The following is a 25,860-nucleotide window of genomic DNA, read 5'->3' on the forward strand; positions in this document are numbered from 1 at the left end:
GGGCTACCTGACGGGGTGCCCCGCCCCCCGCAGCGTCTCCTTGACCTGGCCGATGCGCAGGTCGCCGAAGTGGAAGACGGAGGCCGCGAGGACCGCGTCCGCGCCCGCCGCGACGGCCGGCGGGAAGTCGGCGAGCCTGCCGGCTCCGCCGGAGGCGATGACCGGGACGCTCACGTGCTTGCGGACCGCCGCGATCATCTCCAGGTCGTAGCCGTCCTTGGTGCCGTCCGCGTCCATGGAGTTCAGCAGGATCTCGCCGGCGCCCAGCTCGGCGGCGCGGTGCGCCCACTCCACCGCGTCGATGCCGGTGCCGCGCCGGCCGCCGTGGGTGGTCACCTCGAAGGTGCCCGCGTCGGTGCGGCGCGCGTCGACGGACAGGACGAGGACCTGCCGGCCGAAGCGTTCGGCGATCTCCCGGATGAGGTCGGGGCGGGCGATGGCGGCGGTGTTGACGCCGACCTTGTCCGCGCCCGCCCGCAGCAGCTTGTCCACGTCCTCGGCGGTGCGCACGCCGCCGCCGACGGTCAGCGGGATGAACACCTGTTCGGCGGTGCGGCGCACCACGTCGTAGGTCGTCTCGCGGTCGCCCGACGAGGCGGTGATGTCCAGGAACGTCAGCTCGTCGGCGCCCTCGGCGTCGTACACCTTGGCCATCTCGACGGGGTCGCCCGCGTCGCGCAGGTTCTGGAAGTTGACGCCCTTGACGACCCGGCCGTTGTCCACGTCCAGGCAGGGGATGACTCGGACCGCCAGGGTCATGACTCCACGGCTCCTCTGAATGCTTCTATTTCCACCGACACCAGGACCCGGGAGTCCATGAAGCCCTCCACGATCAGGAGGGTCGTGACCGGGCGCACGGCGTCGAACAGCTCCTTGTGGGCCCGGCCCGCCTCGTCGACGTCCCGGGAGTGTGCCAGGTACACACGGGTACGGATCACGGACTCGATGCCGAGCCCGAACTCGCCGATCGCCTCGATCGCGGTGGCGAAGGCCACCTTGGCCTGCTCGTACGGGTCGCCCTCCCCGTAGAGTACGTCGCCCTTGAAGGAGGTCGTGCCCCCGACCAGGACGCGGTCGCCCGCCGCGACGGCGCGTGCGGAGCCGAAGATCTCCTCCCAGGGGCTTCCGCTCTGCACGCGCCGTACGGACGTCATGACGACACGGCCTCCAGGGCCTCTTCCAGGGTGAACGCCTTCGCGTACAGCGCCTTGCCGACGATGGCGCCCTCGACGCCGAGGGGGACGAGGCCCGCGAGGGCCCGCAGGTCGTCCAGGGACGACACGCCGCCGGAGGCGACCACCGGGCGGTCGGTGGCCGCGCAGACGTTCTTCAGCAGCTCCAGGTTCGGGCCCTGGAGCGTGCCGTCCTTGGCGATGTCGGTGACCACGTACCGGGCGCAGCCCTCCTTGTTCAGGCGGTCCAGCGTCTCGTAGAGGTCGCCGCCGTCGCGGGTCCAGCCGCGGCCGCGGAGCGTGGTGCCCCGGACGTCCAGGCCGACCGCGATCTTGTCGCCGTGCTCGGCGATGACCTTGGCGACCCACTCGGGGGTCTCCAGGGCGGCGGTGCCGAGGTTGACGCGGGTGCAGCCGGTGGCGAGGGCGGCGGCGAGGGTGTCGTCGTCGCGGATGCCGCCGGACAGCTCCACCTTGATGTCCATGGCCTTCGCGACCTCGGCGATCAGCTCGCGGTTGTCCCCGGTGCCGAACGCGGCGTCGAGGTCGACCAGGTGCAGCCACTCGGCGCCGGCGCGCTGCCAGGCGAGGGCGGCCTCCAGCGGGGAGCCGTAGGAGGTCTCGGTGCCGGACTCACCGTGCACGAGGCGCACGGCCTGGCCGTCGCGGACGTCGACGGCGGGGAGGAGTTCGAGCTTGCTCATCTCTACAGGGTCTCGATCCAGTTGGTGAGGAGCTGGGCTCCGGCGTCGCCGGACTTCTCGGGGTGGAACTGCGTGGCCCACAGGGCGCCGTTCTCCACGGCGGCCACGAAGGGCTTGCCGTGCGTGGACCAGGTGACCCTGGGGGCGGCGAACGCCGGGTTGTGGGTCTCCAGGGTCCAGTCGTGGACGGCGTAGGAGTGCACGAAGTAGAAGCGGGCGTCCGGGTCCAGGCCGGCGAAGAGCTGCGAGTCGGCCGGTGCCTCGACCGTGTTCCAGCCCATGTGGGGCACGACGTCGGCCTGGAGCGGTTCGACCGTGCCGGGCCACTCGTCCAGGCCCTCCGCCTCCACGCCGTGCTCGATGCCGCGCGCGAAGAGGATCTGCATGCCGACGCAGATGCCCATGACCGGGCGTCCGCCGGACAGCCGGCGGTCGACGACCCAGTCGCCGCGGGCGGCCTTCAGGCCGTCCATGCAGGCGGCGAAGGCGCCGACGCCGGGCACCAGCAGCCCGTCGGCGTTCATGGCCTTGTCGAAGTCACGGGTGATCTCGACGTCGGCTCCCACGCGCGCGAGGGCGCGCTCGGCGGAGCGGACGTTGCCGAAGCCGTAGTCGAAGACGACGACCCGCTTGGCGGTGGCGCTCAATTCCACACCTCCAGCCTCAGGACACCCGCGAGCAGACACATCCCGGCGCCGATGGAGAGCAGCACGATGAGGCCCGCGGGCATCTTCTGCTTCGCGAAGGAGATGATCCCGCCGATGAGGAAGAGACCGACGACGATCAGTGCGGTGGACGTACCGTTCATGGCGTTTACAGCGCACCCTTCGTGGAGGGCAGGATGCCGGCCGCGCGCGGGTCGCGCTCCGAGGCGTAGCGCAGCGCCCGGGCGAGCGCCTTGAACTGGCACTCCACGATGTGGTGCGCGTTGCGCCCGTAGGGCACGTGCACGTGCAGAGCGATCTGCGCCTGGGCGACGAAGGACTCCAGGATGTGCCGGGTCATCGTGGTGTCGTACTCGCCGATCATCGGCGCCATCTTCTCGGGCTCGGTGTGCACGAGGTAGGGGCGGCCGGACAGGTCGACGGTGACCTGGGCGAGGGACTCGTCCAGCGGGACCGTGCAGTTGCCGAAGCGGTAGATGCCCACCTTGTCGCCGAGGGCCTGCTTGAAGGCGGCGCCCAGCGCGAGGGCGGTGTCCTCGATGGTGTGGTGGGAGTCGATGTGCAGGTCGCCGTCGGTCTTCACGGTCAGGTCGAACAGACCGTGCCGGCCGAGCTGGTCGAGCATGTGGTCGTAGAAGCCGACGCCGGTGGCGATGTCGGTCTTGCCGGTGCCGTCGAGGTCGATCTCGACGAGGACCGAGGTCTCCTTGGTGGTGCGCTCCACGCGCCCGACGCGGCTCATCCGCTCTGCTCCTGTTCCTTCTTCAGTTCGCGTACCGCATCGAGGAACGCGTCGTTCTCCTCCGGGGTGCCGGCGGTCACCCGCAGCCATCCCGGTACGCCGTTGTCCCGGACCAGGACGCCCCGGTCGAGGATCTTCCGCCACGCGGCCCGGGAGTCCTCGAACCGTCCGAACTGGACGAAGTTCGCGTCGGACTCGGTCACCTCGTAGCCGGCCGCGCGCAGTTCGGCGACGAGCCGGTCCCGCTCGGCCTTCAGCTGCTCGACGTACTTCAGCAGCGTGCCGGTGTGCTCCAGGGCGGCCAGGGCCGTCGCCTGGGTCACGGCGGACAGGTGGTACGGCAGCCGTACGAGCTGGACGGCGTCGACGACGGCCGGGTGCGCGGCGAGGTAGCCGAGGCGCAGGCCGGCCGCGCCGAACGCCTTCGACATCGTGCGGGAGACGACCAGGTTCGGGCGGTCCTCCAGCAGCGGCAGCAGCGAGTCGCCGTGGCTGAACTCGATGTACGCCTCGTCCACGACCACCATCGACGGCTTCGCCGCCTGCGCGGCCTCGTACAGCGCGAGGACCGTCTCGGGCGGGACCGCGTTGCCGGTGGGGTTGTTGGGGGTGGTGATGAAGACAACGTCCGGGCGGTGCTCGGCGACGGCCTTCTCGGCGGCCGGCACGTCGATCGTGAAGTCCTCGTTGCGGGGGCCGGAGATCCAGCCCGTGCCGGTGCCGCGCGCGATGAGGGCGTGCATCGAGTACGACGGCTCGAAGCCGATCGCCGTGCGGCCCGGACCGCCGAAGGTCTGCAGCAACTGCTGGATGACCTCGTTGGAGCCGTTGGCCGCCCAGACGTTGGCGAGACCGACCTCGTACCCGCAGGTGCCGGTCAGGTACTCGGCGAGTTTGGTGCGCAGTTCGACCGCGTCCCGGTCGGGGTAGCGGTTGAGGCCGCGGGCGGCCTCGCGGACCCGCTCGGCGATCCGTTCGACCAGCGGCTCGGGCAGCGGGTAGGGGTTCTCGTTGGTGTTCAGCCGTACGGGCACGTCCAGCTGGGGCGCACCGTAGGGGGACTTGCCGCGCAGCTCGTCCCGTACGGGAAGGTCGTCGATGCGTACGTCGGTCACTTGCCCTCGGGAACCTTCCAGTCGAACCGTGCCTTGATCGCCGCGCCGTGCGCGGGCAGGTCCTCGGCCTCCGCCAGCGTCACCACGTGGTGCGCGACCTCGGCGAGCGCGTCCCGCGTGTAGTCGACGATGTGGATGCCGCGCAGGAAGGACTGCACGGACAGGCCCGAGGAGTGGCAGGCGCAGCCGCCGGTGGGCAGGACGTGGTTGGACCCGGCCGCGTAGTCGCCCAGCGAGACGGGCGCCCAGGGGCCCACGAAGATCGCGCCGGCGTTCTTCACCCGCTCGGCGACCGCCGCCGCGTCGGCCGTCTGGATCTCCAGGTGCTCCGCGCCGTAGGCGTCGACCACGCGCAGGCCCTCGTCCAGGCCGTCGACCAGCACGATCGCGGACTGGCGGCCGGCGAGCGCCGGGCGGATCCGGTCCTCGACGTGCCTGGTGGCCTCCACCTGCGGCACGAGCTCCTTCTCGACCGCGTCCGCGAGCTCCACGGAGTCGGTGACCAGGACGGCCGCCGCCAGCGGGTCGTGCTCGGCCTGGCTGATCAGGTCGGAGGCGACGTGCACCGGGTCGGCGGTGGCGTCGGCCAGGATCGCGATCTCGGTCGGGCCGGCCTCGGCGTCGATGCCGATCCTGCCGGTGAAGTAGCGCTTGGCGGCGGCGACCCAGATGTTGCCGGGGCCGGTGACCATGTTGGCGGGCGCGCAGGACTCGGTGCCGTACGCGAACATCGCGACGGCGGTGGCGCCGCCGGCCGCGTACACCTCGTCGACGCCGAGCAGGGCGCAGGCGGCGAGGATCGTCGGGTGCGGCAGGCCGCCGAACTCGGCCTGGGCCGGGGAGGCGAGCGCGATCGACTCGACGCCGGCCTCCTGCGCGGGCACGACGTTCATGACCACGGACGACGGGTAGACCGACCGTCCGCCGGGCGCGTACAGACCGACCCGCTCCACCGGCATCCACTTCTCGGTGACCGAGCCGCCGGGCACGACCTGCGTGGTGTGGGTCGCGCGGCGCTGCTCGCGGTGGACCAGGCGGGCGCGGCGGATGGACTCCTCCAGGGCCGCGCGCACGGCCGGGTCGAGTTCGTCCAGCGCGCGCGTGAGCGCGGCGGCCGGCACCCGGATCTGGTCGAGCCTGACGCCGTCGAACTGCTCGGCGAAGTCGATCAGCGCCGCGTCGCCACGATGATGCACGGCTTCGCAGATCGGACGCACCTTCTCCAGGGCGGCCGCAACGTCGAAGTCGGCTCGGGGCAGCAGGTCGCGCAGGGCGGGGCCCTCGGGGAGGGCGTCGCCGCGCAGATCGATTCGGGAGATCACGGAACCAATTCTCTCAGACCCGCGTCGCAGACCGTCCGCGCGTATCAATGGCTGATACAGACCGCGGACGGATCATCACGGGAATCCGGAAGATCTTCCTCACGTTCAGTGTTCGGAGCGTGACGGAGCGGGCATGAACGGTCGTACGAAGGTACTGACTGGAGAGTAGCCGGGGAGGGGGGTGAAGAACCGTGACCGAGGGGGCCGGCCGCCGTGCCGGGGAACTGCCGGACGACCTGACCGCGGCGGAGGCCGGCATGTGGCAGGCGTTCCGCAGCGGCAGTGTGTACGACCTGCGCACCGGTGACACGGTCGCCGACGATCCGCACGGCGGCCACCCCTGGGGGCCGGAGCGGACCGTGCGGGCCCGCATCGTGTGCTGGCTGCTCCTGGACGGGCCGCCCGCGCTCGCGGGCCGCGTGTCCTCGCTCAAGCTCGTCGGCGTGCAGATCAGCGGCACGATGGATCTCGCCGGGGGCACGGTGGTGCCGTACGTGGAGCTGCAGGCCTGCCGCTTCGAGCACGAGGTCCTGCTGCCGGAGGCCCGCTTCACGACCGCCCGGCTGGTGGACTGCTCGGTGCCGCGGCTGGAGGCGGCCCGGCTGCACACCGAGGGCGATCTGCATCTGCCGCGCTGCCGCTTCCTCGGCGGGGTGCGGCTGACCGACGCCCGCATAGGCACCGACCTGCTGCTCAACCAGGCGATCGTGCACCGGGACCGCAGCGGCCGTTCCATCGCCGCCGACGGCATGACCGTCGGACAGGACCTGCAGGCCGAGATGCTGGAGTCGTACGGCGAGGTGAGCCTGCGCGGCGCCCAGGTCGGCGTCTCGCTGAGCCTGCGCGGCGCCCGGCTGCTCAACCCGTACACGCGGCACGCGCTGAACGCCCCCCAGCTGACCGTGGAGCGCACGCTGTACCTGACTCCGGCGGGCCTGGGCAGCCCGCTGCTGCGGGGCACGACCCCGGCGCAGGGGACGCGGATCCAGCGCTTCGAGTGCGAGGGCGGCGTCCGGCTGGACGACGGGCGGTTCGGCGACGCCGTCGACTTCGAGCAGGCCCGGTTCACCCTCACCGACGACCAGGAGCTGTCGCTGCGCCGGGTGCAGGCGCCCGAGCTGCGGTTCCTCGGCGAGCGCCCGGCGCGCGGCCGGGTGGTGCTGTCCGGGGCCCGGATCGTCAACCTGATGGACCGGGCGGACAGCTGGCCCGGTCCGGGGCGGCTGCACATGGGCGGCTTCTCCTACGAGAACCTCGTGCCCCGGGGGCCGTTCCCGCTGGAGAAGCGGCTGCGGTGGGTGGCGGCGGCGACCGCCGAGTACAACCCGGAGCCGTACGAGCGGCTGGCCGCCGTGCTGCGGGCGGGCGGCGAGGACGAGGACGCCCGGGAGGTGCTGCTCGCCAAGCAGCGCCGGCGCCGCGAGAGCCTGCCGCTCGCCGCGAAGCTGGTGGGGTACGCGCAGGACTGGACGGTCGCCTACGGCTACCGGCCGGGGCGGGCCGCGGTGTGGATGGCGGTGCTGTGGGCGGCGGGCTCGTTCGCCTTCGCCCACGCCGAGCCGCCGCCGCTGAAGAACGGCGAGCACCCGGACTGGAACCCCGCCCTGTTCGCCCTCGACCTGCTCCTGCCGGTCATCGACCTGGGCCAGGTGGGCTTCTGGCAGCTGCGCGACGGCTGGCAGTGGCTGGCGGCGGCGATGGTCCTGCTCGGCTGGATCCTGGCGACGACGGTCGCGGCGGGCGCGACACGCCTCCTGCGCAGGAGCTGACCGGCGGGGCAGGCGGACCTGGGCGGCGCGCCGCTCGCCCCGAGCAGGCGGCGCGCGGTTGTGACGACCGGGGGGCTGATCCCGCCGCCGCGTGCGCGAGCCGGACGGACGCCTTCGCGGCCTGGGCGCGGCGGCGGACGGGTCGGACCCGGTCCGATTCCGCGCGTCGCCTGCCGAGCCGGCGTGCGGTGACCGGTGCGGGCCGTACCCGCGACTGGGCCGAGCAGACCCATCGCGCTCAGCCCCGCGACCCGGTGCCGTCGCGCGGCGCCCGTCGGCGGGCCCGGCGGCACGGCAGTGGGCCGAGGACGGCGGTCGGCGGCGTGGGCCGGAGACGGTGCGGCTTCCCAGGTTGTCCGGCCTGCCGGCGGCCCGGGTGCGGCGGTGCGGAGGGGGTGGGCCCGGGTACCGGTCGGCGGGAGGGTTGGGCCGGTCGGGTGGGAGGGGTGGCCGGGCGCACAACCATCGCGGGGTGCCGGCTGTCTTCTCTCCGCAGGTCGGAAAGCGCGGCGCCCGTCACGGCGCGAAGGAGGCACCATGGCTCTGCTGCCCGCGTTCCTCCGCACGGCCCGGGCCGGCCGCCGCGTGCCGCGCCCCGCCGCCCGGCCGGCCGCCGACGACGAGGTGCTGCTCGACGCGCCCGACGACCGTCTCGGCCCGGCTCTGGTCGCGGCGGCGCACGGCGAGTACGCCCCCGTGGCCGCTCTGCTGGCCGCCACCCGGGAGAACGCCGAGTGGGAGCACCGGGACCGCTACGCGACCCGGCTGGCGGCCTTCGCACGCTCCCGTTCCGGGTGGCTGGACGACTGGCGCGCCGCCCGGCCGGACGACCCCGACGCCCTGCTGGTCGGGGTCCGGCTCATGGTGGACCGCTGCTGGGACTCGCCGGTCCGCGCCGAGCTGCTGCGCCAGGCGGGCCCGGCGGTCACGGCGGCCGCCGAGGGCAGCGGTCCCGACCCGGTGCCGTGGCGGATCGCGCTGGACACCGCACGCGGCGCGCGCACCGGGCACGCCGAGTTCGAGCGGCTGTGGGCCGAGGCGGTCCGCCGCTCGCCGCACCACTACGGCTGCCACGTCGCCGCCCTGGACTACCTGGCCGCCGCTTCGCCCCGCGCCCACCGCGAGTGCCTGGACTTCGCCGAGACGGCCGCGCAGGACGCGCCCGAGGACGCCCTCGTGCGGGCACTGCCCGTGCGGGCGGCCTTCGCGTGTCTGACGGCGGGCGGGGGCACCACGGTGGACCGCGCACGGCTGGACGCCGCCGCCGACCTGGCCATCGCCCACGCGGCCGGATACCCGGCGGCCGACCCGTGGGCGGCCGAGCTGCGCAATCTGCTGACGTACGTCCTGGTGCGCCTGGAGCGCCCGCGGGACGCGGCCGAGCAGCTGCGGCTGACCGGCCCGTACGTCACGTCGTTCCCCTGGGACCGGGACGGGGACGATCCGCTCGGGCGGTTCCTCCAGGTCCGCGACGGCGTCCGCGCGGCGGTGGCCGGCGGCCGGGGCTGACGTGTTCCGGCCATCCAGGAAGTGGGCGGGGAGGTCGCGTCCGCCCCGGCGGCCATTAGGCTTCTGCGTCGTGACCACCGTCCGGCTCCCCCTCTTCCCCCTGAACTCGGTGCTGTTCCCGGGGCTGGTGCTCCCGCTCAGCGTCTTCGAGGAGCGCTATCGCGCCATGATGCGCGAGTTGCTGAAGACCCCCGAGGACGAGCCGCGCCGGTTCGCCGTCGTGGCGATCCGCGACGGCCACGAGGTCGCGCCGAGCGCCCCCGGCATGCCGGATCCGACCGCGGTGCCCGAGCGCGGGGCCGCCGCCGGTTTCGGTTCCGATCCGGCCCGGGCCTTCCACAAGGTGGGCTGCATCGCGGACGCGGCGACCATCCGGGAGCGGGCCGACGGCACCTTCGAGGTGCTGGCGACCGGCACGACCCGGGTACGGCTGCTGTCGGTGGACGCCTCGGGCCCGTTCCTGACGGCCGAGCTGGAGACGCTGCCCGAGGAGCCGGGCGACGAGGCGGGGGCCCTCGCCGAGGGCGTGCTGCGGTCCTTCCGGCAGTACCAGAAGCGGCTGGCGGGGGCGCGGGAGCGGTCGCTGGCGACCGGCGCCGACCTGCCGGACGAGCCCGGCGTCGTCTCCTACCTGGTGGCGGCCGCGATGATGCTGGACGTCCCGACCAAGCAGCGCCTGCTCCAGGCGCCGGACACCGCGTCCCGGCTGCGCGACGAGCTGAAACTCCTTCGCACCGAGACGGCCATCATCCGTACGCTGCCGTCGTTGCCGGCGTCGGAGCTGACGCGCGGCCCGACGAGTTTCAACTGACGCACGATCACTGTCGAGGTACTGGCCGGCATGGCGAAGAAGGCGAAGAAGCAGCAGCAGTCGGGAGGCACGCCGGCGACGGTGGCGCTCACGGCGGCCGGGGTGGCGTACACGATCCATTCCTACGACCACGACCCCGCCCACCCGTCCTACGGCGAGGAGGCGGCCGAGGCGATGGGCGTCTCGCCGGACCGCGTCTTCAAGACGCTCGTGGCGGACGTCGACGGCGCGCTGACGGTCGCGGTGGTCCCGGTGGCGGGCCAGCTGGACCTGAAGGCGCTGGCGGCGGCGGTGGGCGGCAAGCGGGCGGCGATGGCCGACCCGGCCCTGGCCGAGCGCACCACCGGCTACGTCCGCGGCGGCATCTCCCCCCTCGGCCAGCGCAAGCGGCTCCCGACGGTGCTGGACGCGTCGGCCTCCGCCCACGACACGATCTGCGTCTCGGCCGGCCGCCGGGGACTGGAGGTCGAGCTCTCCCCCGACGACCTGGCCAAGCTGACGGACGCGGTCGTCGCTCCCGTCGGCCGTGCGTGACCCCTCGACGGGCGGCCCTTTCTCGGTTAAGCAGAAGGGGCATGTCGAAGCGAACACGCAAGCGCCGGTGGCGCACGAAGAAGGGCCGCGCGAACCACGGCCGGCGGCCCGCCTAGGGCCTGTCCGGCACGTTCCCCTCGTCCGCCCGCGGGGCGGGCCCGGCGGCGTCCGGTGCGCGCGATCGCAAGGCGCCGGAACGCCCTCGACGGGGGTCCCCCCACGCCGTTCAGGCGGTGGGGGGTGCGTGCGTGCCAGGCGTCGCCGGGCAGGCGGGAATTTGTCGGGCAGGCCCTGGGGTGCCGGTGCCCCGTCCGCCGGTGACAGGCGTCAGGCTGCGCGGGTGTCCCGCGGCAAGGTGGCCACGTCTGCCGTCGCACGCCCACCGGGGTGACGGCGAGGCGCGAGCGGCGCCGGCCAGGGCACGGGGCGCGGCCCGCCTGGGCGCGGGTGCGTGGCCCGGCGGGGCGTTCGGGCCGGGCTCCGTGGGCGGTCGGTCGCCGTACGCGGCGGGACCTACGCGGACTTCCCCCCGTACGGTCCCTGCTGATGCTGCGGGTACTGCGGGTACGGGTCCGGGTCCCGGGGTCCGAACAGCCCCGTCAGGCCCAGGTGGACCACCAGCGCCGACACCGGCCACGCGAGCAGCGCGCCCTTCGCGCCGAGCTTCAGCGGCGCCGAGAACGTCACGCCCTTGCCCGCCTCCCGGGCGTGCGCGATCACGTCCTGCGTGGGACCGAGCCACACCCCGGCCCGCCAGGCCAGCAGCGATCCGAGCAGCCCGCCGACGCCGAGGGCCACCACCAGCGGCACGCCGCCGCGCCGCCGCAGCAGGAAGACCACCAGCCCGCTCAGCGCTCCGAACGCCAGCGCGAGCAGCGTGAACGTTCCGTCGACGCCGACCGCCTGCTCGCCCTCGGAGTCCTTCAGGTAGACGACCCAGTTCCCGTCGATCATGTCACCGACCAGCGGCACGCTCGGCGCCAGCCGCCACCACAGCACACCCAGCAGGACCCCTGAGAGCGCCACCGCCACCACGGTCACGGCGGCCTGGCGCAGTTCGGTCATCATCCCGGAACCGTCCTGTTCACGCTGGGGCCGGTACGCGGTTCCGACCGCGTGCGCACCGACGGGGGGCGGCACCGGCCCGCCCTGGTACGACGAGTGTTCGTGCGGTGGCGGAGGCGGAGTCAGAGGTGCGGTCACCCCGCCATCGTGCCAAACGCGTCCCCGAGGCGCGTCACCGGACGGCGGCTCGGCGGTACGCCCAGGTGGCCACGGCCAGCGAGACCACGCCGACCGCCCCGCACACGGCGAGGTCGCCGAGGACGAAGGCCCAGTCCGGCCGCTCGGCGAACGTGCGCGCGAAAGCCTCCACGCCGTACGTCGACGGCAGCAGGTCCCGTGCCAGGCGCACCGCCTCCGGCATCCGCTCGGCCGGCAGCACCCCCAGCAGCAGCGCCGCCGACATGCCCAGCTGGCCGAGCAGCGTCGCCAGCTCGGGCCGCGGCGCGAGCAGGCCCAGCGCGGCGCCCAGCCCGGCGAGCGCGGCGCCCGCCAGCGGGATCACCGCCACCAGCACCCACAGATGGGTCAGGGGCAGCCCGAACAGCAGACACCCGAACACCGCGGTCACCACGGTCCCCGGCACGGTGAAGGACGCGTACGCGCCGGCCGCGCCCAGTACCACCGCGGCCGGCGGCACGGGCAGCGTCGCGTAGTGGTCGAGCCCGCCGCTCGCGCGCAGCTGGCCGAAGTACTGGGCCAGCAGGTTCAGCGCGACGAAGGCCACGACGAGGACCGCCGACCCGGCGACCACGGCCCGCGCCTCGCCGCCGCCGTCCACGACCCCGCGCATCAGGATCATGATGCCGATGGACTGGAAGGTGGCCACGAACAGCAGCGGGATCCGCGCGACCCGCGCCCGGGACAGCTGCGCCCGGTAGACGGCCGCCAGGGAGGGCCACAGCCGCGCCCGGGGGCCCAGCTCGGCCGCTCCGGCGGCGCCGTTCTCCTCGACGGCCAGGGCACCGCCCGGCAGGACATCGGCGGGTACGACACTCACGTCGTGCTGCTCCCCTTCACCAGTCTTCGCAGCGGCCGTCTTCACCGCGGCGCTCGTCCCGTCCGGTACGGACGCGGCGGTCCCCGGTCTCACCGCTTCGGTGCTCACGCCCTCACCAGCCCCTGCCGCGCGGCACCGCCCAGCGCCAGGTACACGTCCTCCAGGCTGGGCGTGGCCAGGGTGAAGTCGTCCAGGGCGGCGAAGGCGGCCCCGCCGGTGACGGTGGCGACGACCGCGCGGGCCTCCTCGGGCGCGAGCCGCAGTGTCCAGCGGCGTCCCGACTCGGCGGCCCGGTCGCGCAGCGCGGCGACCTCCGGGACGCCGAGCGGCGCGGACTCGCGCCACACCAGGTCGACGCGGACCTCGCCCGCGACCTTCTCCTTGAGCCCGGACGGCGTGTCGCAGGCGATCACGCGTCCCCGGTCGAGGACGGCGACCCGGTCGAGCACGGTCTCGGCCTCGATCACGTTGTGGGTGACGAGCAGCACGGTCGTGCCGCGCTCGGCCCGCCGCCGGTCGACGGCGGCCCACACGGCGCGCCGTGCCACCGGGTCCATGCCGGTGGTCGGCTCGTCGAGGACGAGCAGCGGGCGCTCCCCCACGAGCGCGGCCGCGAAGCAGGCCAGGCGGCGCTGTCCGCCGGAGAGCTTCTTCAGCGGGCGTCCGGCGATCGGGGTGAGGCCCAGCTCGTCGAGGACGGCGTCGCGCTCGGCGCGCGCCTCGCGGGCGTCGAGGCCGCGCAGCCGCCCGGTGGTCTCGGCGGCTAGGGACACGGTCAGCTCGTCCAGCGCGCTCGACTCCTGGCCGAGATAGGCGAGGATCCGCGCGGCCCGCTCCGGGTGGCGCACGATGTCGTGCCCGAGGATCCCGACGCTGCCGCCGTCGGGCCGCATCAGCCCGGTGAGCTGCCGTACGAGGGTGGACTTGCCGGCGCCGTTCGGTCCGAGCAGTCCGAAGATCTCGCCGCGGCGGATGTCCAGCGTGACGTCGTCGGTCGCCCGTACCTCGGGCGTGGCCGGGACGCCGCGCCTGCCGCGTACCGCCGGATAGGTCTTGGTCAGTCCGCGCACCACGCACACGACGTCGCCACCGTGCCGAAATGCCTGTGCCGCGCGCTCACTCACAAGGGACGAGACTACGGGGTCCGTAACTCCGCTCCGTCCCCGGGTCGGCCCATAAGAGTCGATTCATCCGGGGACTCACTCGCCCGCGGGGGCGCGGTCGGTCGCCGTCCGCAGGTCGATCTCCCGCCAGAACCCGGCCCGGATCGCGTACCGGTCGTGCTCGTCGATCTGGTCGTCCTTGTGGGCCAGCAGGCCGAAGCGGGCGGCGTAGCGCAGCAGCTCGCCGTCGACGCGGTGCGGGATGCGGGGGTACATGGCCGAGAGTTTCTGCAGGTGGCTCTGGTCGCCCAGGCGTTCCACCCAGCGGCGGGCGAAGACCTGCCCCACCTCGTAGGGATCGCCGCCGACCGTGGTGATGTCCTCCTCGCGGTCGGCCCACCGCTGCTCGGCCGTGGTGAGCTGGGCGAGGGTCGGCATCGAGGCGGCCTCGGGGGGCTCGGCGGCGGGCCGGTCGACCCAGCCCTTGTCGGAGGACCAGCGCAGGGTGGCGGTCGGCGGGTGCGGGGCGGGCTGGGCGCCGGGGGCGCGCAGGGCGGCGAGGTCCTTGGGGGTGGGGACGCCCTTGGCCGGCGGGACGCGCTCCCCCGCGCCGTTGCGGGTGGCGGCGGGGACCGTGGGGTGGGCCGGTTCCTCGGCCGGTCCGGGCCGCTCGGCGGCGGCGGTGAGGGCGGACTCGGGCAGCGGCGCCGAGAGGATCGCGGCGATCTCGGGCCGGGGCGCGGGCGGTGGCGCGCAGATGCCGCCGAGTTCCTTGGCGCGTACGGCCTTGGTGATCCACGTACGGTCCAGGACGCGTCGCTCGTCGGCCTCGGCGACCAGGTCCTCGGACTGGTTGTAGTCGCCGTCGGCGGCCTGCACGGCCCACAGGTGGACGGCGACGCCGTGTTCCTTGGCGGCCATCATGCCCGGCAGCAGATCGCCGTCGCCGGTGACCAGGACGACGTCGGAGCAGGCGCGGTTGCGGGCCAGTTCGGTCAGCTCGGCGTGCATGGCGGCGTCCACGCCCTTCTGGGCCCAGCGGCCGTCGCTGCGGGTGAGCGCGCCCAGGCGGACGGTGACCCGGGGCATCACGCGCAGCCTGCGGTGCTCGGGCTGCGGGACGCGGTCGGGGGCGCCGTCGAACCAGTAGATGCGCAGCAGCGGCTGCTGCGTGTCGGACTCGGCGCGTTCGCGCAGCCCCTGGATGAGGGCGGCGTGATCGACGGTGATGCGGGAGCGCGACGGCTCCCCGGCGAGGAGACTGGCGGCGGCCCCCAGCAGATACCCGGCGTCCACCAGGACGATGCAGCGGTCCACGCGATCCACCCTCTTTCCGGGAGGTTTGCTTCGGGCTTCCTTCGAGTCTGCCCGACCACGCGGTGGTTAACGGCCCGAACTCGATCTTCGGCGTGGCGTTTCGGGGCCGCGCGCTCCAATGAGCCTTGTCACACACGGTAATTAGCCGACATGCGTTCTTTATCGGCTTATGTGAATCTGGTCCCGGCCCTGGCCCCTAGATCCCCCACAGGAGGCACACCATGGCCAAGAACAAGAACAACCGTGACCGTAAGCAGTCCCAGGCCCAGCGCAGCCCGCAGACGGCGGACGCGGCGGTGCTGGAGCGGGAGGAAGAGCACGCCCCGCACATGGCTCCCGGCGAGATCGCCTCCCGTAAGCGGCAGAAGCGTTTCGGCCACAACTGACATCGGCGCGGCCGGCATCCGCGCCGGACATCCGCGGGCCGGGCCGCCGAGGCCCGGGAACATACGAGGGGCGCACCCACGCGGGGTGCGCCCCTTGACCGTCGGGTCCGCTCAGCCCGCCAGGCAGGACGGGCCCAACAGCACCTTCAGGTCGCCGAACAGGGCCGGGTCGGGCTTCACCCGGTGCCGGTCCAGGCGCAGCACCGTCGTCCTGGTCGGCCCCTGGAGCTTGATGCGGACCTCGCTGTCGCCCTTGTGGTGCGTGAGGATCTCGCCGAGCCGGCTGACCATGGGCGGGGTGACCCGGGTCGCCGGGATGGTGAGCACCACGGGCGCGTTGGTGCCGGCGTTGGACAGGTCCGGGATCATCAGCTCCATCGCGACGAGCCGCGGCACGTCCTCCCGCTTGTCGAGACGGCCCTTGACGAACACGACGGCGTCCTCGACGAGTTGGGTGGACACCAGCTGGTAGGTCGCCGGGAAGAACATGCACTCGATGGAGCCGGCCAGGTCCTCCACGGTGGCGATGGCCCAGGCGTTGCCCTGCTTGGTCATCTTGCGCTGCAGGCCGGAGATGATGCCGCCGATCGTGACGACCGCGCCGTCGCCGAAGTCGCCTCCGGTGAGCTGGGAGATGCCCGCGTCGGCCTTGTCGGACAGCACGTGCTCCAGGCCGAAGAGCGGGTGGTCGGAGACGTACAGGCCGAGCATCTCCCGCTCCTGGGCGAGGAGATAGGTCTTGTCCCACTCCTCGTCGCTGAAGGTGACGTCGAGGCCGAAGCCGGGCTCGTCGTTCTGCTCGTCGCCCATGCCGCCGAAGAGGTCGAACTGGCCCTCGGCCTCCTTGCGCTTGACCGCGACCACGTTGTCGATCATCGGCTCGTACTGCGCGGTGAGGCCCTTGCGGGTGTGCCCCATCTCGTCGAAGGCGCCGGCCTTGATCAGCGACTCCGTGGTCCGCTTGTTGCAGACGACCGCCTCCACCTTGTCCAGGTAGTCGGGGAAGGAGGTGTACTTCCCCTTGGCCTTGCGGCACCTGATGATCGACTCGACGACGTTCGTACCGACGTTGCGCACGGCGGAGAGGCCGAAGAGGATCACGTCGTCGCCCTGCGCGGCGAAGTTCGCCTCCGACTCGTTGACGTTCGGCGGGAGCACGCGGATGCCCATGCGGCGGCACTCGTTGAGGTAGACGGCCGACTTGTCCTTGTCGTCCTTGACCGACGTGAGCAGCGCGGCCATGTACTCGGCGGGGTGGTTCGCCTTCAGGTACGCGGTCCAGTACGACACCAGTCCGTAGGCGGCCGAGTGCGCCTTGTTGAAGGCGTAGCCGGCGAAGGGGACCAGCACGTCCCACAGGGCCTGGATGGCCTCGTCGCTGTAGCCGTTCTTCCGGGCGCCGGCCTGGAAGATGACGAAGTTCTTCTCCAGCTCCTCGGGCTTCTTCTTGCCCATCACGCGGCGGAGGATGTCGGCCTCGCCGAGCGAGTAGCCGGCGATGATCTGGGCGGCCTTCTGCACCTGCTCCTGGTAGACGATCAGGCCGTAGGTGACGTCCAGGACCTCCTTGAGCGGCTCCTCCAGCTCCGGGTGGATCGGCGTGATCTCCTGCTGGCCGTTCTTGCGCAGGGCGTAGTTGATGTGCGAGTTCATGCCCATCGGGCCCGGCCGGTACAGGGCCGAGACGGCGGAGATGTCCTCGAAGTTGTCGGGCTTCATCATGCGCAGCAGGGAGCGCATGGGGCCGCCGTCGAACTGGAAGACGCCGAGGGTGTCGCCGCGCTGGAGCAGCTCGAAGGTCGTCGGGTCGTCGAGCGGGAGGCTCAGAAGATCGATGTCGATCCCCTTGTTGGCCTTCACCATCTTGACGGCGTCGTCCATGATCGTGAGGTTGCGCAGGCCCAGGAAGTCCATCTTCAGCAGGCCGAGCGACTCGCAGCTCGGGTAGTCCCACTGCGTGATGGTCACGCCGTCGGTGTGCCGGACCCAGACGGGGACGTGCTCGGTGATGGTCTCGCTGGACATGATCACGCCGGCGGCGTGCACGCCCATCTGCCGCACCAGGCCCTCGACGCCGCGGGCGGTGTCGATGACCTTCTTCACGTCCGGCTCGTTCTCGTACATCCCGCGGACCTCGCCCGCCTCCGAGTAGCGGGGGTGCTCGGGGTCGGTGATGCCGGAGAGCGGGATGCCCTTGCCGAGGACGTCGGCGGGCATGGCCTTGGTGATCCGGTCGCCCATCGCGTACGGGTAGCCCAGCACCCGCGCGGAGTCCTTGATCGCGTTCTTGGCCTTGATGGTGCCGTAGGTGCCGATCATGGCGACCTTGTCGGCGCCGTACTTCTCCGTCACGTACCTGATCACCTCGACGCGCCGGCGCTCGTCGAAGTCGATGTCGACGTCGGGCATCGAGATGCGCTCGGGGTTGAGGAACCGCTCGAAGATCAGGCCGTGCGGGATCGGGTCGAGGTCGGTGATGCCCATGGCGTAGGCGACGATCGAGCCGGCCGCGGAGCCTCGGCCGGGGCCGACCGCGATGCCCTGCTTCTTGGCCCACATGATGAAGTCGGCGACGACGAGGAAGTAGCCGGGGAAGCCCATCGAGATGATGGTGTCCATCTCGTACTCGGCCTGCTTCTGGCGGTCCTCGGGGATGCCGCCGGGGTAGCGGCGCTCCATGCCGCGGCGGACCTCCTCCTTGAACCAGGTGACCTCGGTGTACCCCTCGGGAATGTCGAACTTGGGCATGAGGTCGCGCTTCTCGAACATGCCCTCGGTGTCGACCATCTCGGCGACCAGGAGCGTGTTGGCGCAGCCCTCCTGCCAGGCGTCCGAGGAGTCGATGGCGTACATCTCCTCGGTCGACTTCAGGTAGTAGCCGGTGCCGTCGAACTTGAAGCGGTCCGGGTCGGAGAGGTTCTTGCCGGTCTGGATGCACAGCAGGGCGTCGTGGGCGCTCGCCTCGTGCGCGTAGGTGTAGTGCGAGTCGTTGGTGACCAGCGGCGGGATGCCGAGCTTCCTGCCGATCTCCAGCAGACCCTCGCGGACCCGGTGCTCGATGTCGATGCCGTGGTCCATCAGCTCCAGGAAGTAGCGGTCCTTGCCGAAGATGTCCTGGTAGTCGGCGGCCGCCTTGAGGGCCTCGTCGAAGTGGCCGAGGCGCAGCCTGGTCTGGACCTCTCCGGAGGGACAGCCGGTGGAGGCGACGATGCCCTCGGACCACTGGGCGATGGTCTCCTTGTCCATCCGGGGCCACTTCTGCAGCCAGCCCTCGGCGTAGGCGTCGGAGGAGAGCCGGAAGAGGTTGTGCAGGCCGGTCTTGTTCACGGCCCACATCGTCTTGTGGGTGTAGCCACCCGAACCGGAGACGTCGTCCCGCTTCTGGTGCGGCTGGCCCCAAAGGATCTTGCGCTTGTTGCGGCGCGACTCCGGGGCGACATACGCCTCGATCCCGATGATCGGGGTGATTCCGGCCTTTTTCGCGGAGTGGAAGAAGTCGTACGCCCCGTGGAGGTTGCCGTGGTCGGACATGGCGATGTGGGTCATGCCCATCTCGTTGCACGCGTTGAACATGTCCTTCAGCCGCGCGGCACCGTCCAGCAGCGAGTACTGGGTGTGGACGTGCAGGTGCGTGAACGGCGGCTTGGACACGTTCGGCCTCCTCGGAAAACGGTGGGCGACGGGCTGCGGACAGTCCGGGGGGTCAGCGTCGAAGTCTATGCCTCGCCACTGACACTCCGAGGGCTTCCCCGCGTACCTTCGTGCGGGGGCCCGCGTCTCGGGCGGGACCCCGGGAAACGGGCACTCGTACGTCCCCTCGAACGTTCACCGGGATGGACGATCCGCTCCAATTGTCACGCACCACCCGCACCAGGAGGCACCCAGCGATGTCGGTTCCGCAGCTCACCGATGAGCACCGCGGCGAGGAGATCCTCGCCGTCTTCGACACCGCCTTCGGCGAGCTCCTGGCCGCCGACCCGGCCGCGTTCCGCGTGAAGTTCCGGAAGATGGCGGCCTCGGCCTTCGCGTTCTACCGGGGCACGGCGTGCCTCTTCTACCACGACCTGGAGACGGACAAGCGGGGCGGACCGTACCTCGACGACCGCACGTCCCGGGTGTGGATCCACGGCGATCTGCACGCGGAGAACTTCGGCACGTACATGGACTCCACCGGCCGGCTGATCTTCAACGTCAACGACTTCGACGAGGCCTACGTCGGCCCCTTCACCTGGGACCTGAAGCGCTTCGCGGCGTCCGTCGCGCTGATCGGGTACGCGAAGGCGCTCAGCGACGAGCAGATCACCGAGCTGGTGCGGGTGTACGCGGGCGCGTACCGCGAGCGCATCCACGCCCTGGCGACCGGCGCCAAGAGCGACGAGGTGCCGCCGTTCACGCTGGACACCGCCGAGGGGCCGCTGCTGGGCGCGCTGCGCGTGGCCCGCTCACTGACCCGCTTCGGCCTGCTGGAGTCGATGACGGAGATCCGCGACTTCGAGCGCCGCTTCGCCCCCGGCGGCGGCTCCATCGAGCTCGACGCGGCCACCCGCTACAAGGTGCTGGCGGCCTTCGACGGGTACCTGGAGACGCTCCCCGAGTCGTCCCTGACCCGCCCGGACTCCTACCGCGTGAAGGACGTCGTCGGCCGCCGCGGCATCGGCATCGGCTCGGCCGGCCTGCCGTCGTACAACATCCTCCTGGAGGGCAACAGCGACGCCCTGGAGAACGACGTCGTGATCTACATCAAGCAGGCCCAGACCCCGGCCGTCTCCCGGCACGTCACGGACCAGGCGATCCGCGACTACTTCCAGCACGAGGGACACCGCACGGTGATCTCCCAGCGCGCCCTGCAGGCGCACGCCGACCCGTGGCTGGGCTGGACCGAGCTGGACGGCGCGGGCCAGCTGGTCGCCGAGGTCTCGCCGTACGCCGTCGACCTGGACTGGGGCGACATCGACGACCCGGAGGAGATCGCCGAGGTCGTCGCCGACCTGGGCCGGGCGACGGCCACGATGCACTCGGCGGCGGACGACCAGTCCGGCGAGTCCCTGGTGCCGTTCTCCACGGAGCGGGCCATCGACGCGGCGATCGCCGCCGACGAGGACGGCTTCGCCCCCCTGCTGGTCGACTTCGCGCACTCCTACGGCGCACGCGCGCGTGCCGACCACCAGATCTTCGTCGACCTCTTCCGCAACGGCCGGATCCCAGGGCTGTGACCCCGGGCTCTCACAGCCACCCTTTAGGGTTCCTTTACCGGAGCCCGTGACACACTCTCCTATCGCCATGGACATATCCGGAACCCCGATCAGAGCCGTACGCGCGGCGCTGTTCACGGCACTCGTCGTGACGCTCAGCACCGCGTCGCACGTCCTGCTGTCCGGGGTCCCGCTGCCGCTGAGCACGGTCGCCGCGGTCACCGCCGCCGTGTTCCTGATCGCCTACGCCCTGGCGGGCCGCGAGCGCGGCTTCGGGCGGATCGCCGCCCTGCTGATCCCCCTGGAGCTGGCGGCCGACACGGTGTTCACCACCGGCCAGCACGTCTGCTACGGCCGGGCCGGCGGCCCGGTCGCGGGCCCGCTGGCCTCGGTCGGTCTCGACGTCCTGTGCGGCGACGGCACCGGCGTGGGCGCCGGCACCCCGCTGACCCGGATGACCGGCGCCGACACCGACCGGCTGGCGGCCGCGCTGGCCCACGCCGATCCCGCGACCTCCTGGCTGCTGCTGGGCGCGCACATCGGCGTCGGCCTGCTGGCGGCGGCCTGGCTGCGCCGCGGCGAGCGGGCGCTGGTCCAGCTGCTGCGGGCCGTGGCCGCCACGGCGTCGACGGCGGTCCGGCCGCTGCTGCTCGCCGTCGCGGCCGTGGCCGTACGGCGGCCCCCGGAGGTCCGCCGCCCGACCCGGCCGCTCGGCCGCACCGCCACCGTTCGCCAGCGGATCCTCGCGCACTCCCTGGGACGGCGCGGACCGCCGTGCTCGGTCGCCTTCGCGTGACCCCTCCCAAGAGCACCAGCAGTCCCCCATACGTTTCCCGCACACCCACGTGTGCGCGTCCCCACGGAGATCGACACCATGAGCAAGCGGAACAGCCAGGCGGCGAAGACGGCGGCCCGTGAGCGGCTGCGCCTGGAGCGCGAGCGCCAGGCCAAGCGCGACAAGGTCAGGCGGCAGATCATCGTCGCCTGCTCCATCGTCGGCGTCCTGGCGGTGGCCGGCGGCATCGGCTACGCGGTCGTCCAGAGCAACGAGCCCTCGGGCTGGGACAAGGCCGCCGAGGCCAAGGTGGTCGCCCCGGCCAACACCTCGGGCAAGAACGGCACGACGGTCACCGTCGGCGACTCCAAGACCGACAACGTGGTCCACCTCTACGAGGACCCGCGCTGCCCGGCCTGCGCCTCCTTCGAGCAGACCGTCGGCGAGACCGTCAACAAGGGCATGGAGGACGGCGACTACAAGCTCTCCTTCACGCTCGGCACCTTCCTCGACGGCAATCTCGGCGGCGAGGGCTCCAAGAACGCGCTCAGCGCGCTCGGTGCCGCGCTGAACGTCAGCCCCGAGGCGTTCCTCGACTACAAGGCGGCGCTCTACTCCGCCGAGTACCACCCCGAGGAGTCGTCCGACGAGTTCGCGAAGGACGACTACCTGATCAAGGTGGCGAACACGGTCGACGCCCTGAAGAACAACAAGAAGTTCCAGGACGCCGTGGAGAAGGGCACCTACGACGCCTGGGCGATGAAGATGAGCGAGTCCTTCGACAAGACCGAGGACGTCCAGTCGACCCCGACCATCAAGATCAACGACAAGGTGATCGAGAACCCGGGCACCGTCGCCGACTGGGAGAAGGCGCTCAAGGACGCCGGCGTCACCAAGTGACCTCCGCGTGACCGCCGTCGGGCGGTGACGCCCCACGGAAGCACGGCGAAAGAGCGGGCGAACTTTTTTCGAGTTCGCCCGCTCTTGGTCATACCGATCAGTAACCTGATCGGCCGTGACCAGTCGATACAGATCATCCGAGAACGCCTCCACGGCCAACTCCCTCCCGCCCAGCCGCCGTACGGTCGTCAAGGCCGCGGCGGCCGGCGCCGTTCTGGCGGCTCCGCTCACCGCCGCCCCGCCCGCCGGCGCGGCCGACGCCGCCCCCGCCTTCCTGCACGGGGTCGCCTCCGGCGATCCGCTGCCCGACGGCGTCCTGCTGTGGACCCGGGTGACGCCCACGCCCGAGGCGATACCGGGCTCGGGCACGGGCCCCGACACCGAGGTGAGCTGGGTCGTCGCCACGGACCGGGCGTTCACGAACATCGTGGCCAAGGGTTCCGTCACCGCGACCGCCGCCTTTGACCACACCGTCAAGGCGGACGTCCGGGGCCTCGCCCCCGCCACCGACTACTGGTTCCGCTTCTTCGCCGGCGGCACCGACTCACCCGCCGCGCGCACCCGCACCGCCCCCGCGGCCGACGCGGCCGTCGAGGGCCTGCGCTTCGGCGTCGTCTCCTGCGCCAACTGGGAGGCCGGCCACTTCGCCGCGTACCGCCATCTCGCGGCCCGCGGGGACCTGGACGCCTGGCTCCACCTGGGCGACTACATCTACGAGTACGGCACCGGCGAGTACGGCACCCGCGACACGGTCGTACGCCCGCATGCGCCCGCCCACGAGATCGTCACCCTCGCCGACTACCGCATCCGGCACGCCCGCTACAAGACCGACCCCGACCTCCAGGCGCTGCACGCGGCGGCCCCGGTCGTCGCGATCTGGGACGACCACGAGATCGCCAACGACACCTGGTCGGGCGGAGCCGAGAACCACACGGAGGGCGCGGAGGGCGCCTGGGCGGCGCGTCAGGCGGCCGCCAAACAGGCGTACTTCGAGTGGATGCCGGTGCGCCCGGCGATCGCCGGCACCACCTACCGGCGGCTGCGCTTCGGCAAGCTGGCCGACCTGTCGCTGCTCGACCTGCGGTCCTACCGCTCGCAGCAGGCCGCCCTCGGCAACGGCGAGGTCGACGACCCGGACCGCACGCTCACCGGCCGCGCCCAGCTCGACTGGCTCAAGGCCGGGCTGTCGGCGTCCGACACCACCTGGCGGCTGGTCGGCAACCCGGTGATGATCGCGCCGTTCGCGATCGGCTCGCTCTCCGCCGAGCTGCTGAAGCCGCTCGCCGAGCTGCTGGGCCTGCCCAGGGAGGGCCTCGCCCTCAACACCGACCAGTGGGACGGCTACACCGACGACCGGCGCGAGCTGCTGGCCCATCTGCGCGCGAACGGCATCCGCAACACGGTGTTCCTGACCGGCGACATCCACATGGCCTGGGCCAACGACGTGCCGGTCAGCGCCGGTACCTATCCGCTGTCCGCCTCGGCCGCCACGGAGTTCGTCGTCACCTCGGTGACCTCCGACAACCTCGACGACATCCTGAAGGTCCGCGAGGGCACGGTCTCCGCGGTCGCCGCGCCGCTGATCCGCGCGGCCAACCGGCACGTCCACTGGGTCGACACGGACCGGCACGGCTACGGCGTGCTGGACATCACCGCCGACCGGGCGCAGATGGACTACTACGTGCTGTCCGACCGCACCGAGGCGGACGCGGCCTCCTCCTGGGCGCGGTCGTACCGGACCCGCAGCGGCACGCAGAAGGTCGAGCGCGTCCACGACCCTGTGTGACAGCTGTGACGAAGGGGCGATTTTCAGCCAACCGCAGTGACTGCCTGCACTGTTAAGGCGAGATGACATCGCCCCCGACTCCATTACGGCGGGTGGTGCGAGCCGTGACCCGAACCCGGACACACCACCCGCCCCGGTCACGGCATTCGTTACGCCGAGATCTCGGACTCCGGACAGGCCATCGGTTCATCTCCCCAATTCCCCAGGTTTGCCGGGAATTTGATTGGGCCTGATCACTGCTCTTCGCGACTGGGCATGTCCACGTAATCTCCGGGCGGCGGCCAGGAAGACCCCTGCGCCCCTCTCCCCACCGCATCCGCTAGGAGCCAGCATGCGTGCGCTTGCCCGGATATCTCCCTCGACGCGCAGACGTGTTCTCGCCACCGCCGTCGTGGCCGGAACCCTGATGCTCACCCCGCTGTCGGCGCCCATGGGCGTCGCGGCGGCCGGCGCCCCCACCGCCGCCGAGTGCGTCGAGGACACCCACGCGGACGCCCACGCCTCCGCCCGCGAGGCCCGCCCCGGGTCCGGCGAGCACGCCGCCGAGCCCAACGAGGTGAGCGCGGCCAAGGCCCAGGCCATGGACGCCGATCTGCGCAAGAAGCTCGACAAGCTGCGGGACGCCGGCCGCAGCCTCGCGCCCACCGCCACCGCGACCATCCCGGTCTACTTCCACGTCATCCACGACGGCGCGGCCGGCCAGCTGGACTCGGCCGACATCACCGCCCAGATGAACGTGCTGAACGCCGCGTTCGCCGGCCAGGGCACCGGAAACGTCGACTCGGGCTTCCAGTTCACGCTGGCCGGCACCGACTACACGGACAACGCCGCCTGGTACAACGTCTCCTCCGGCTCGGCCGAGGAGAAGGCGATGAAGTCCGCGCTGCGCAAGGGCGGCGCGAACGCGCTGAACATCTACACCGCCAACCTCGGTGGCGGCCTCCTCGGCTGGGCCACCTTCCCCAGCTCCTACAACTCCAGCCCGTCCATGGACGGCGTGGTCATCCTGGACGCCTCGCTGCCGGGCGGCTCGGCCGCGAACTACAACCAGGGCGACACCGCGACCCACGAGGTCGGCCACTGGCTGGGGCTATACCACACCTTCCAGGGCGGCTGCAACGGCAACGGCGACTACGTCGAGGACACCCCGGCCGAGAAGAGCCCCGCCTACGAGTGCCCCGAGGGCCGGGACACCTGCACCCGCAAGGCGGGCGCCGACCCGATCCACAACTTCATGGACTACACGTACGACGCCTGCATGTACCAGTTCAGCTCGGGCCAGGTGACGCGCATGCAGCAGAGCTGGGCCGCGTACCGCGCCGCGGGCTGAGCCGTCTAGCCGAGCGACTCCAGGAAGCCGAGCGCCACCCGCCAGGTGGCCTCGGCGGCCTCCTCGTCGTAGTCCGGCAGGCCGGGGTCGGTGTAGAGGTGGCCGGCCCCGGCGTATCTGTACACCTCCACGTCGGCGCCGGCCCGGCCCATCTGCAGGTACCAGGCGCTGAGCCAGTCGTCCGTCTCGAACGGGTCCGGCTCGGCGACGTGCAGCTGCACCGGCAGGTCGTCCACCGCGGCGTTGGGGGCGATGTCCGAGGTGCCGTGCAGCAGGAGCAGTCCGCGCGCCTGGTGGTCGCCGAGGGCGAGGGTCTGGGCGACCGAGGCGCCGAGGGAGAAACCGGCGTACACCAGCCCGCGTTCGGAATACGGCGCGACGGCCAGGACCGCCCGCTTCAGCAGCTCCTCCTTGCCGATCTCCTCCTTGTGGGCCATGCCCTCCTCGACCGTGTCGAACGTGCGGCCCTCGAAGAGGTCCGGTGTCCACACCTGGTGGCCGGCGTCGCGCAGCCGGTCGGCGGCCTGCCGCACCGCGGGCCTAAGGCCATAGGTCGAATGAAAGAGCACGATGTTCATGGGGCCATGGTGCCAGCCGGGTGTGACAACGCGACCGACCGGCCGTACCCGGGACCGCCGCGAAGTCACATGTTCATGACCCGGCGGC

23 protein-coding genes and 1 pseudogene are annotated in these 25,860 nt (G+C 72.1%); 10 read left to right on the plus strand and 14 right to left on the minus strand.

What is annotated here, in order from left to right; all coding sequences use genetic code 11:
• Positions 1 to 3: 3 nt before the first annotated feature.
• The 8 genes from hisF to hisD are packed head-to-tail and all read right to left on the minus strand — an operon-like array spanning position 4 to position 5,720.
• Complete coding sequence (gene hisF / locus H0H10_RS11920; RefSeq protein WP_188180874.1) at positions 4 to 759, minus strand: imidazole glycerol phosphate synthase subunit HisF; 756 nt, start codon at positions 757 to 759, stop codon at positions 4 to 6.
• Positions 756 to 1,154, minus strand: coding sequence for a Rid family hydrolase (locus H0H10_RS11925; protein WP_188180875.1), 399 nt, complete (start codon positions 1,152 to 1,154; stop codon positions 756 to 758). The genes hisF and H0H10_RS11925 overlap by 4 nt, the downstream gene beginning before the upstream one ends.
• A complete protein-coding gene (gene priA / locus H0H10_RS11930) occupies positions 1,151 to 1,876 on the minus strand; it encodes a bifunctional 1-(5-phosphoribosyl)-5-((5-phosphoribosylamino)methylideneamino)imidazole-4-carboxamide isomerase/phosphoribosylanthranilate isomerase PriA (RefSeq protein WP_188180876.1) in 726 nt (241 codons plus the stop codon). The genes H0H10_RS11925 and priA overlap by 4 nt, the downstream gene beginning before the upstream one ends.
• A 2-nt stretch (positions 1,877 to 1,878) precedes the next feature.
• Positions 1,879 to 2,523: an imidazole glycerol phosphate synthase subunit HisH gene (gene hisH / locus H0H10_RS11935; RefSeq protein ID WP_188180877.1), complete on the minus strand. Its 645-nt coding sequence runs from the start codon at positions 2,521 to 2,523 to the stop codon at positions 1,879 to 1,881.
• Positions 2,520 to 2,684: a CG2302 family histidine operon protein gene (locus H0H10_RS11940; RefSeq protein WP_188180878.1), complete on the minus strand. Its 165-nt coding sequence runs from the start codon at positions 2,682 to 2,684 to the stop codon at positions 2,520 to 2,522. The genes hisH and H0H10_RS11940 overlap by 4 nt, the downstream gene beginning before the upstream one ends.
• Before the next feature lie 5 nt (positions 2,685 to 2,689).
• The gene (hisB, locus tag H0H10_RS11945; protein WP_019328035.1) at positions 2,690 to 3,283 is read right to left on the minus strand and encodes an imidazoleglycerol-phosphate dehydratase HisB; all 594 of its coding nucleotides are present in this window, start codon (positions 3,281 to 3,283) and stop codon (positions 2,690 to 2,692) included.
• Positions 3,280 to 4,398 (minus strand): histidinol-phosphate transaminase, encoded by a 1,119-nt coding sequence (locus tag H0H10_RS11950; protein WP_188180879.1) that lies wholly within the window; start codon positions 4,396 to 4,398, stop codon positions 3,280 to 3,282. Before H0H10_RS11950 ends, hisB begins: the two co-directional genes overlap by 4 nt.
• Complete coding sequence (gene hisD, locus H0H10_RS11955; protein ID WP_188180880.1) at positions 4,395 to 5,720, minus strand: histidinol dehydrogenase; 1,326 nt, start codon at positions 5,718 to 5,720, stop codon at positions 4,395 to 4,397. The genes H0H10_RS11950 and hisD overlap by 4 nt, the downstream gene beginning before the upstream one ends.
• 191 nt (positions 5,721 to 5,911) lie before the next feature.
• Here hisD and H0H10_RS11960 point away from each other — a divergent pair, with 191 nt between their 5' ends.
• The 4 genes and pseudogenes from H0H10_RS11960 to ybaK all read left to right on the plus strand — a co-directional run bounded on the left by H0H10_RS11960 (position 5,912) and on the right by ybaK (position 10,343).
• Positions 5,912 to 7,489: an oxidoreductase gene (locus H0H10_RS11960; protein ID WP_188180881.1), complete on the plus strand. Its 1,578-nt coding sequence runs from the start codon at positions 5,912 to 5,914 to the stop codon at positions 7,487 to 7,489.
• 537 nt (positions 7,490 to 8,026) lie between these two features.
• Positions 8,027 to 9,057 (plus strand): annotated as a pseudogene (locus tag H0H10_RS11965) (hypothetical protein).
• 11 nt (positions 9,058 to 9,068) lie between these two features.
• Positions 9,069 to 9,809 (plus strand): LON peptidase substrate-binding domain-containing protein, encoded by a 741-nt coding sequence (locus H0H10_RS11970; protein ID WP_188180883.1) that lies wholly within the window; start codon positions 9,069 to 9,071, stop codon positions 9,807 to 9,809.
• Positions 9,810 to 9,839: 30 nt separating this feature from the next.
• Positions 9,840 to 10,343 carry a Cys-tRNA(Pro) deacylase gene (gene ybaK / locus H0H10_RS11975; protein ID WP_188180884.1) on the plus strand — a complete coding sequence of 168 codons (504 nt, stop codon included), beginning with the start codon at positions 9,840 to 9,842 and terminating at the stop codon, positions 10,341 to 10,343.
• A gap of 513 nt (positions 10,344 to 10,856) precedes the next feature.
• Here ybaK and H0H10_RS11980 read toward each other — a convergent pair.
• The 4 genes from H0H10_RS11980 to H0H10_RS11995 form a co-directional block, all read right to left on the minus strand.
• Positions 10,857 to 11,546, minus strand: a complete 690-nt coding sequence (locus tag H0H10_RS11980; protein WP_188180885.1) for an AAA family ATPase — start codon at positions 11,544 to 11,546, stop codon at positions 10,857 to 10,859.
• A 34-nt stretch (positions 11,547 to 11,580) separates the two neighbouring features.
• Positions 11,581 to 12,405: an ABC transporter permease gene (locus H0H10_RS11985; RefSeq protein ID WP_188180886.1), complete on the minus strand. Its 825-nt coding sequence runs from the start codon at positions 12,403 to 12,405 to the stop codon at positions 11,581 to 11,583.
• A gap of 104 nt (positions 12,406 to 12,509) precedes the next feature.
• Entirely contained in the window at positions 12,510 to 13,484 is a 975-nt protein-coding gene (locus tag H0H10_RS11990; protein ID WP_188181050.1) for an ABC transporter ATP-binding protein, read from the minus strand.
• A 120-nt stretch (positions 13,485 to 13,604) separates the two neighbouring features.
• Positions 13,605 to 14,825: an NYN domain-containing protein gene (locus H0H10_RS11995; protein ID WP_188180887.1), complete on the minus strand. Its 1,221-nt coding sequence runs from the start codon at positions 14,823 to 14,825 to the stop codon at positions 13,605 to 13,607.
• Positions 14,826 to 15,046: 221 nt separating this feature from the next.
• On the opposite strand from H0H10_RS11995, the gene H0H10_RS12000 reads away from it, so the two are divergent.
• On the plus strand, positions 15,047 to 15,211 hold the full coding sequence (locus tag H0H10_RS12000) for a hypothetical protein (protein WP_188180888.1): 165 nt from the start codon (positions 15,047 to 15,049) through the stop codon (positions 15,209 to 15,211).
• 111 nt (positions 15,212 to 15,322) lie between these two features.
• Here the strand turns inward: H0H10_RS12000 and dnaE are convergent, their stop codons facing one another.
• Positions 15,323 to 18,862 (minus strand): DNA polymerase III subunit alpha, encoded by a 3,540-nt coding sequence (gene dnaE / locus H0H10_RS12005; protein ID WP_188180889.1) that lies wholly within the window; start codon positions 18,860 to 18,862, stop codon positions 15,323 to 15,325.
• 236 nt (positions 18,863 to 19,098) lie between these two features.
• On the opposite strand from dnaE, the gene H0H10_RS12010 reads away from it, so the two are divergent.
• The 5 genes from H0H10_RS12010 (at position 19,099) to H0H10_RS12030 (ending at position 25,194) form a co-directional block, all read left to right on the plus strand.
• Positions 19,099 to 20,424 (plus strand): DUF2252 domain-containing protein, encoded by a 1,326-nt coding sequence (locus tag H0H10_RS12010; RefSeq protein WP_188180890.1) that lies wholly within the window; start codon positions 19,099 to 19,101, stop codon positions 20,422 to 20,424.
• Positions 20,425 to 20,491: 67 nt separating this feature from the next.
• The gene (locus H0H10_RS12015; protein ID WP_188180891.1) at positions 20,492 to 21,199 is read left to right on the plus strand and encodes a hypothetical protein; all 708 of its coding nucleotides are present in this window, start codon (positions 20,492 to 20,494) and stop codon (positions 21,197 to 21,199) included.
• A 78-nt stretch (positions 21,200 to 21,277) separates the two neighbouring features.
• Positions 21,278 to 22,078 (plus strand): DsbA family protein, encoded by an 801-nt coding sequence (locus H0H10_RS12020; RefSeq protein ID WP_188180892.1) that lies wholly within the window; start codon positions 21,278 to 21,280, stop codon positions 22,076 to 22,078.
• 115 nt (positions 22,079 to 22,193) lie between these two features.
• The gene (locus H0H10_RS12025; RefSeq protein WP_188180893.1) at positions 22,194 to 23,864 is read left to right on the plus strand and encodes an alkaline phosphatase D family protein; all 1,671 of its coding nucleotides are present in this window, start codon (positions 22,194 to 22,196) and stop codon (positions 23,862 to 23,864) included.
• 331 nt (positions 23,865 to 24,195) lie between these two features.
• Positions 24,196 to 25,194, plus strand: a complete 999-nt coding sequence (locus H0H10_RS12030; protein ID WP_188180894.1) for a zinc metalloprotease — start codon at positions 24,196 to 24,198, stop codon at positions 25,192 to 25,194.
• Positions 25,195 to 25,199: 5 nt separating this feature from the next.
• Here H0H10_RS12030 and H0H10_RS12035 read toward each other — a convergent pair whose 3' ends face one another.
• Positions 25,200 to 25,841 carry a dienelactone hydrolase family protein gene (locus H0H10_RS12035; RefSeq protein WP_309141775.1) on the minus strand — a complete coding sequence of 214 codons (642 nt, stop codon included), beginning with the start codon at positions 25,839 to 25,841 and terminating at the stop codon, positions 25,200 to 25,202.
• Positions 25,842 to 25,860: the final 19 nt, after the last annotated feature.

The sequence above is a fragment of the Streptomyces griseicoloratus genome (assembly GCF_014534645.1).
GTDB lineage: Bacteria > Actinomycetota > Actinomycetes > Streptomycetales > Streptomycetaceae > Streptomyces > Streptomyces griseicoloratus.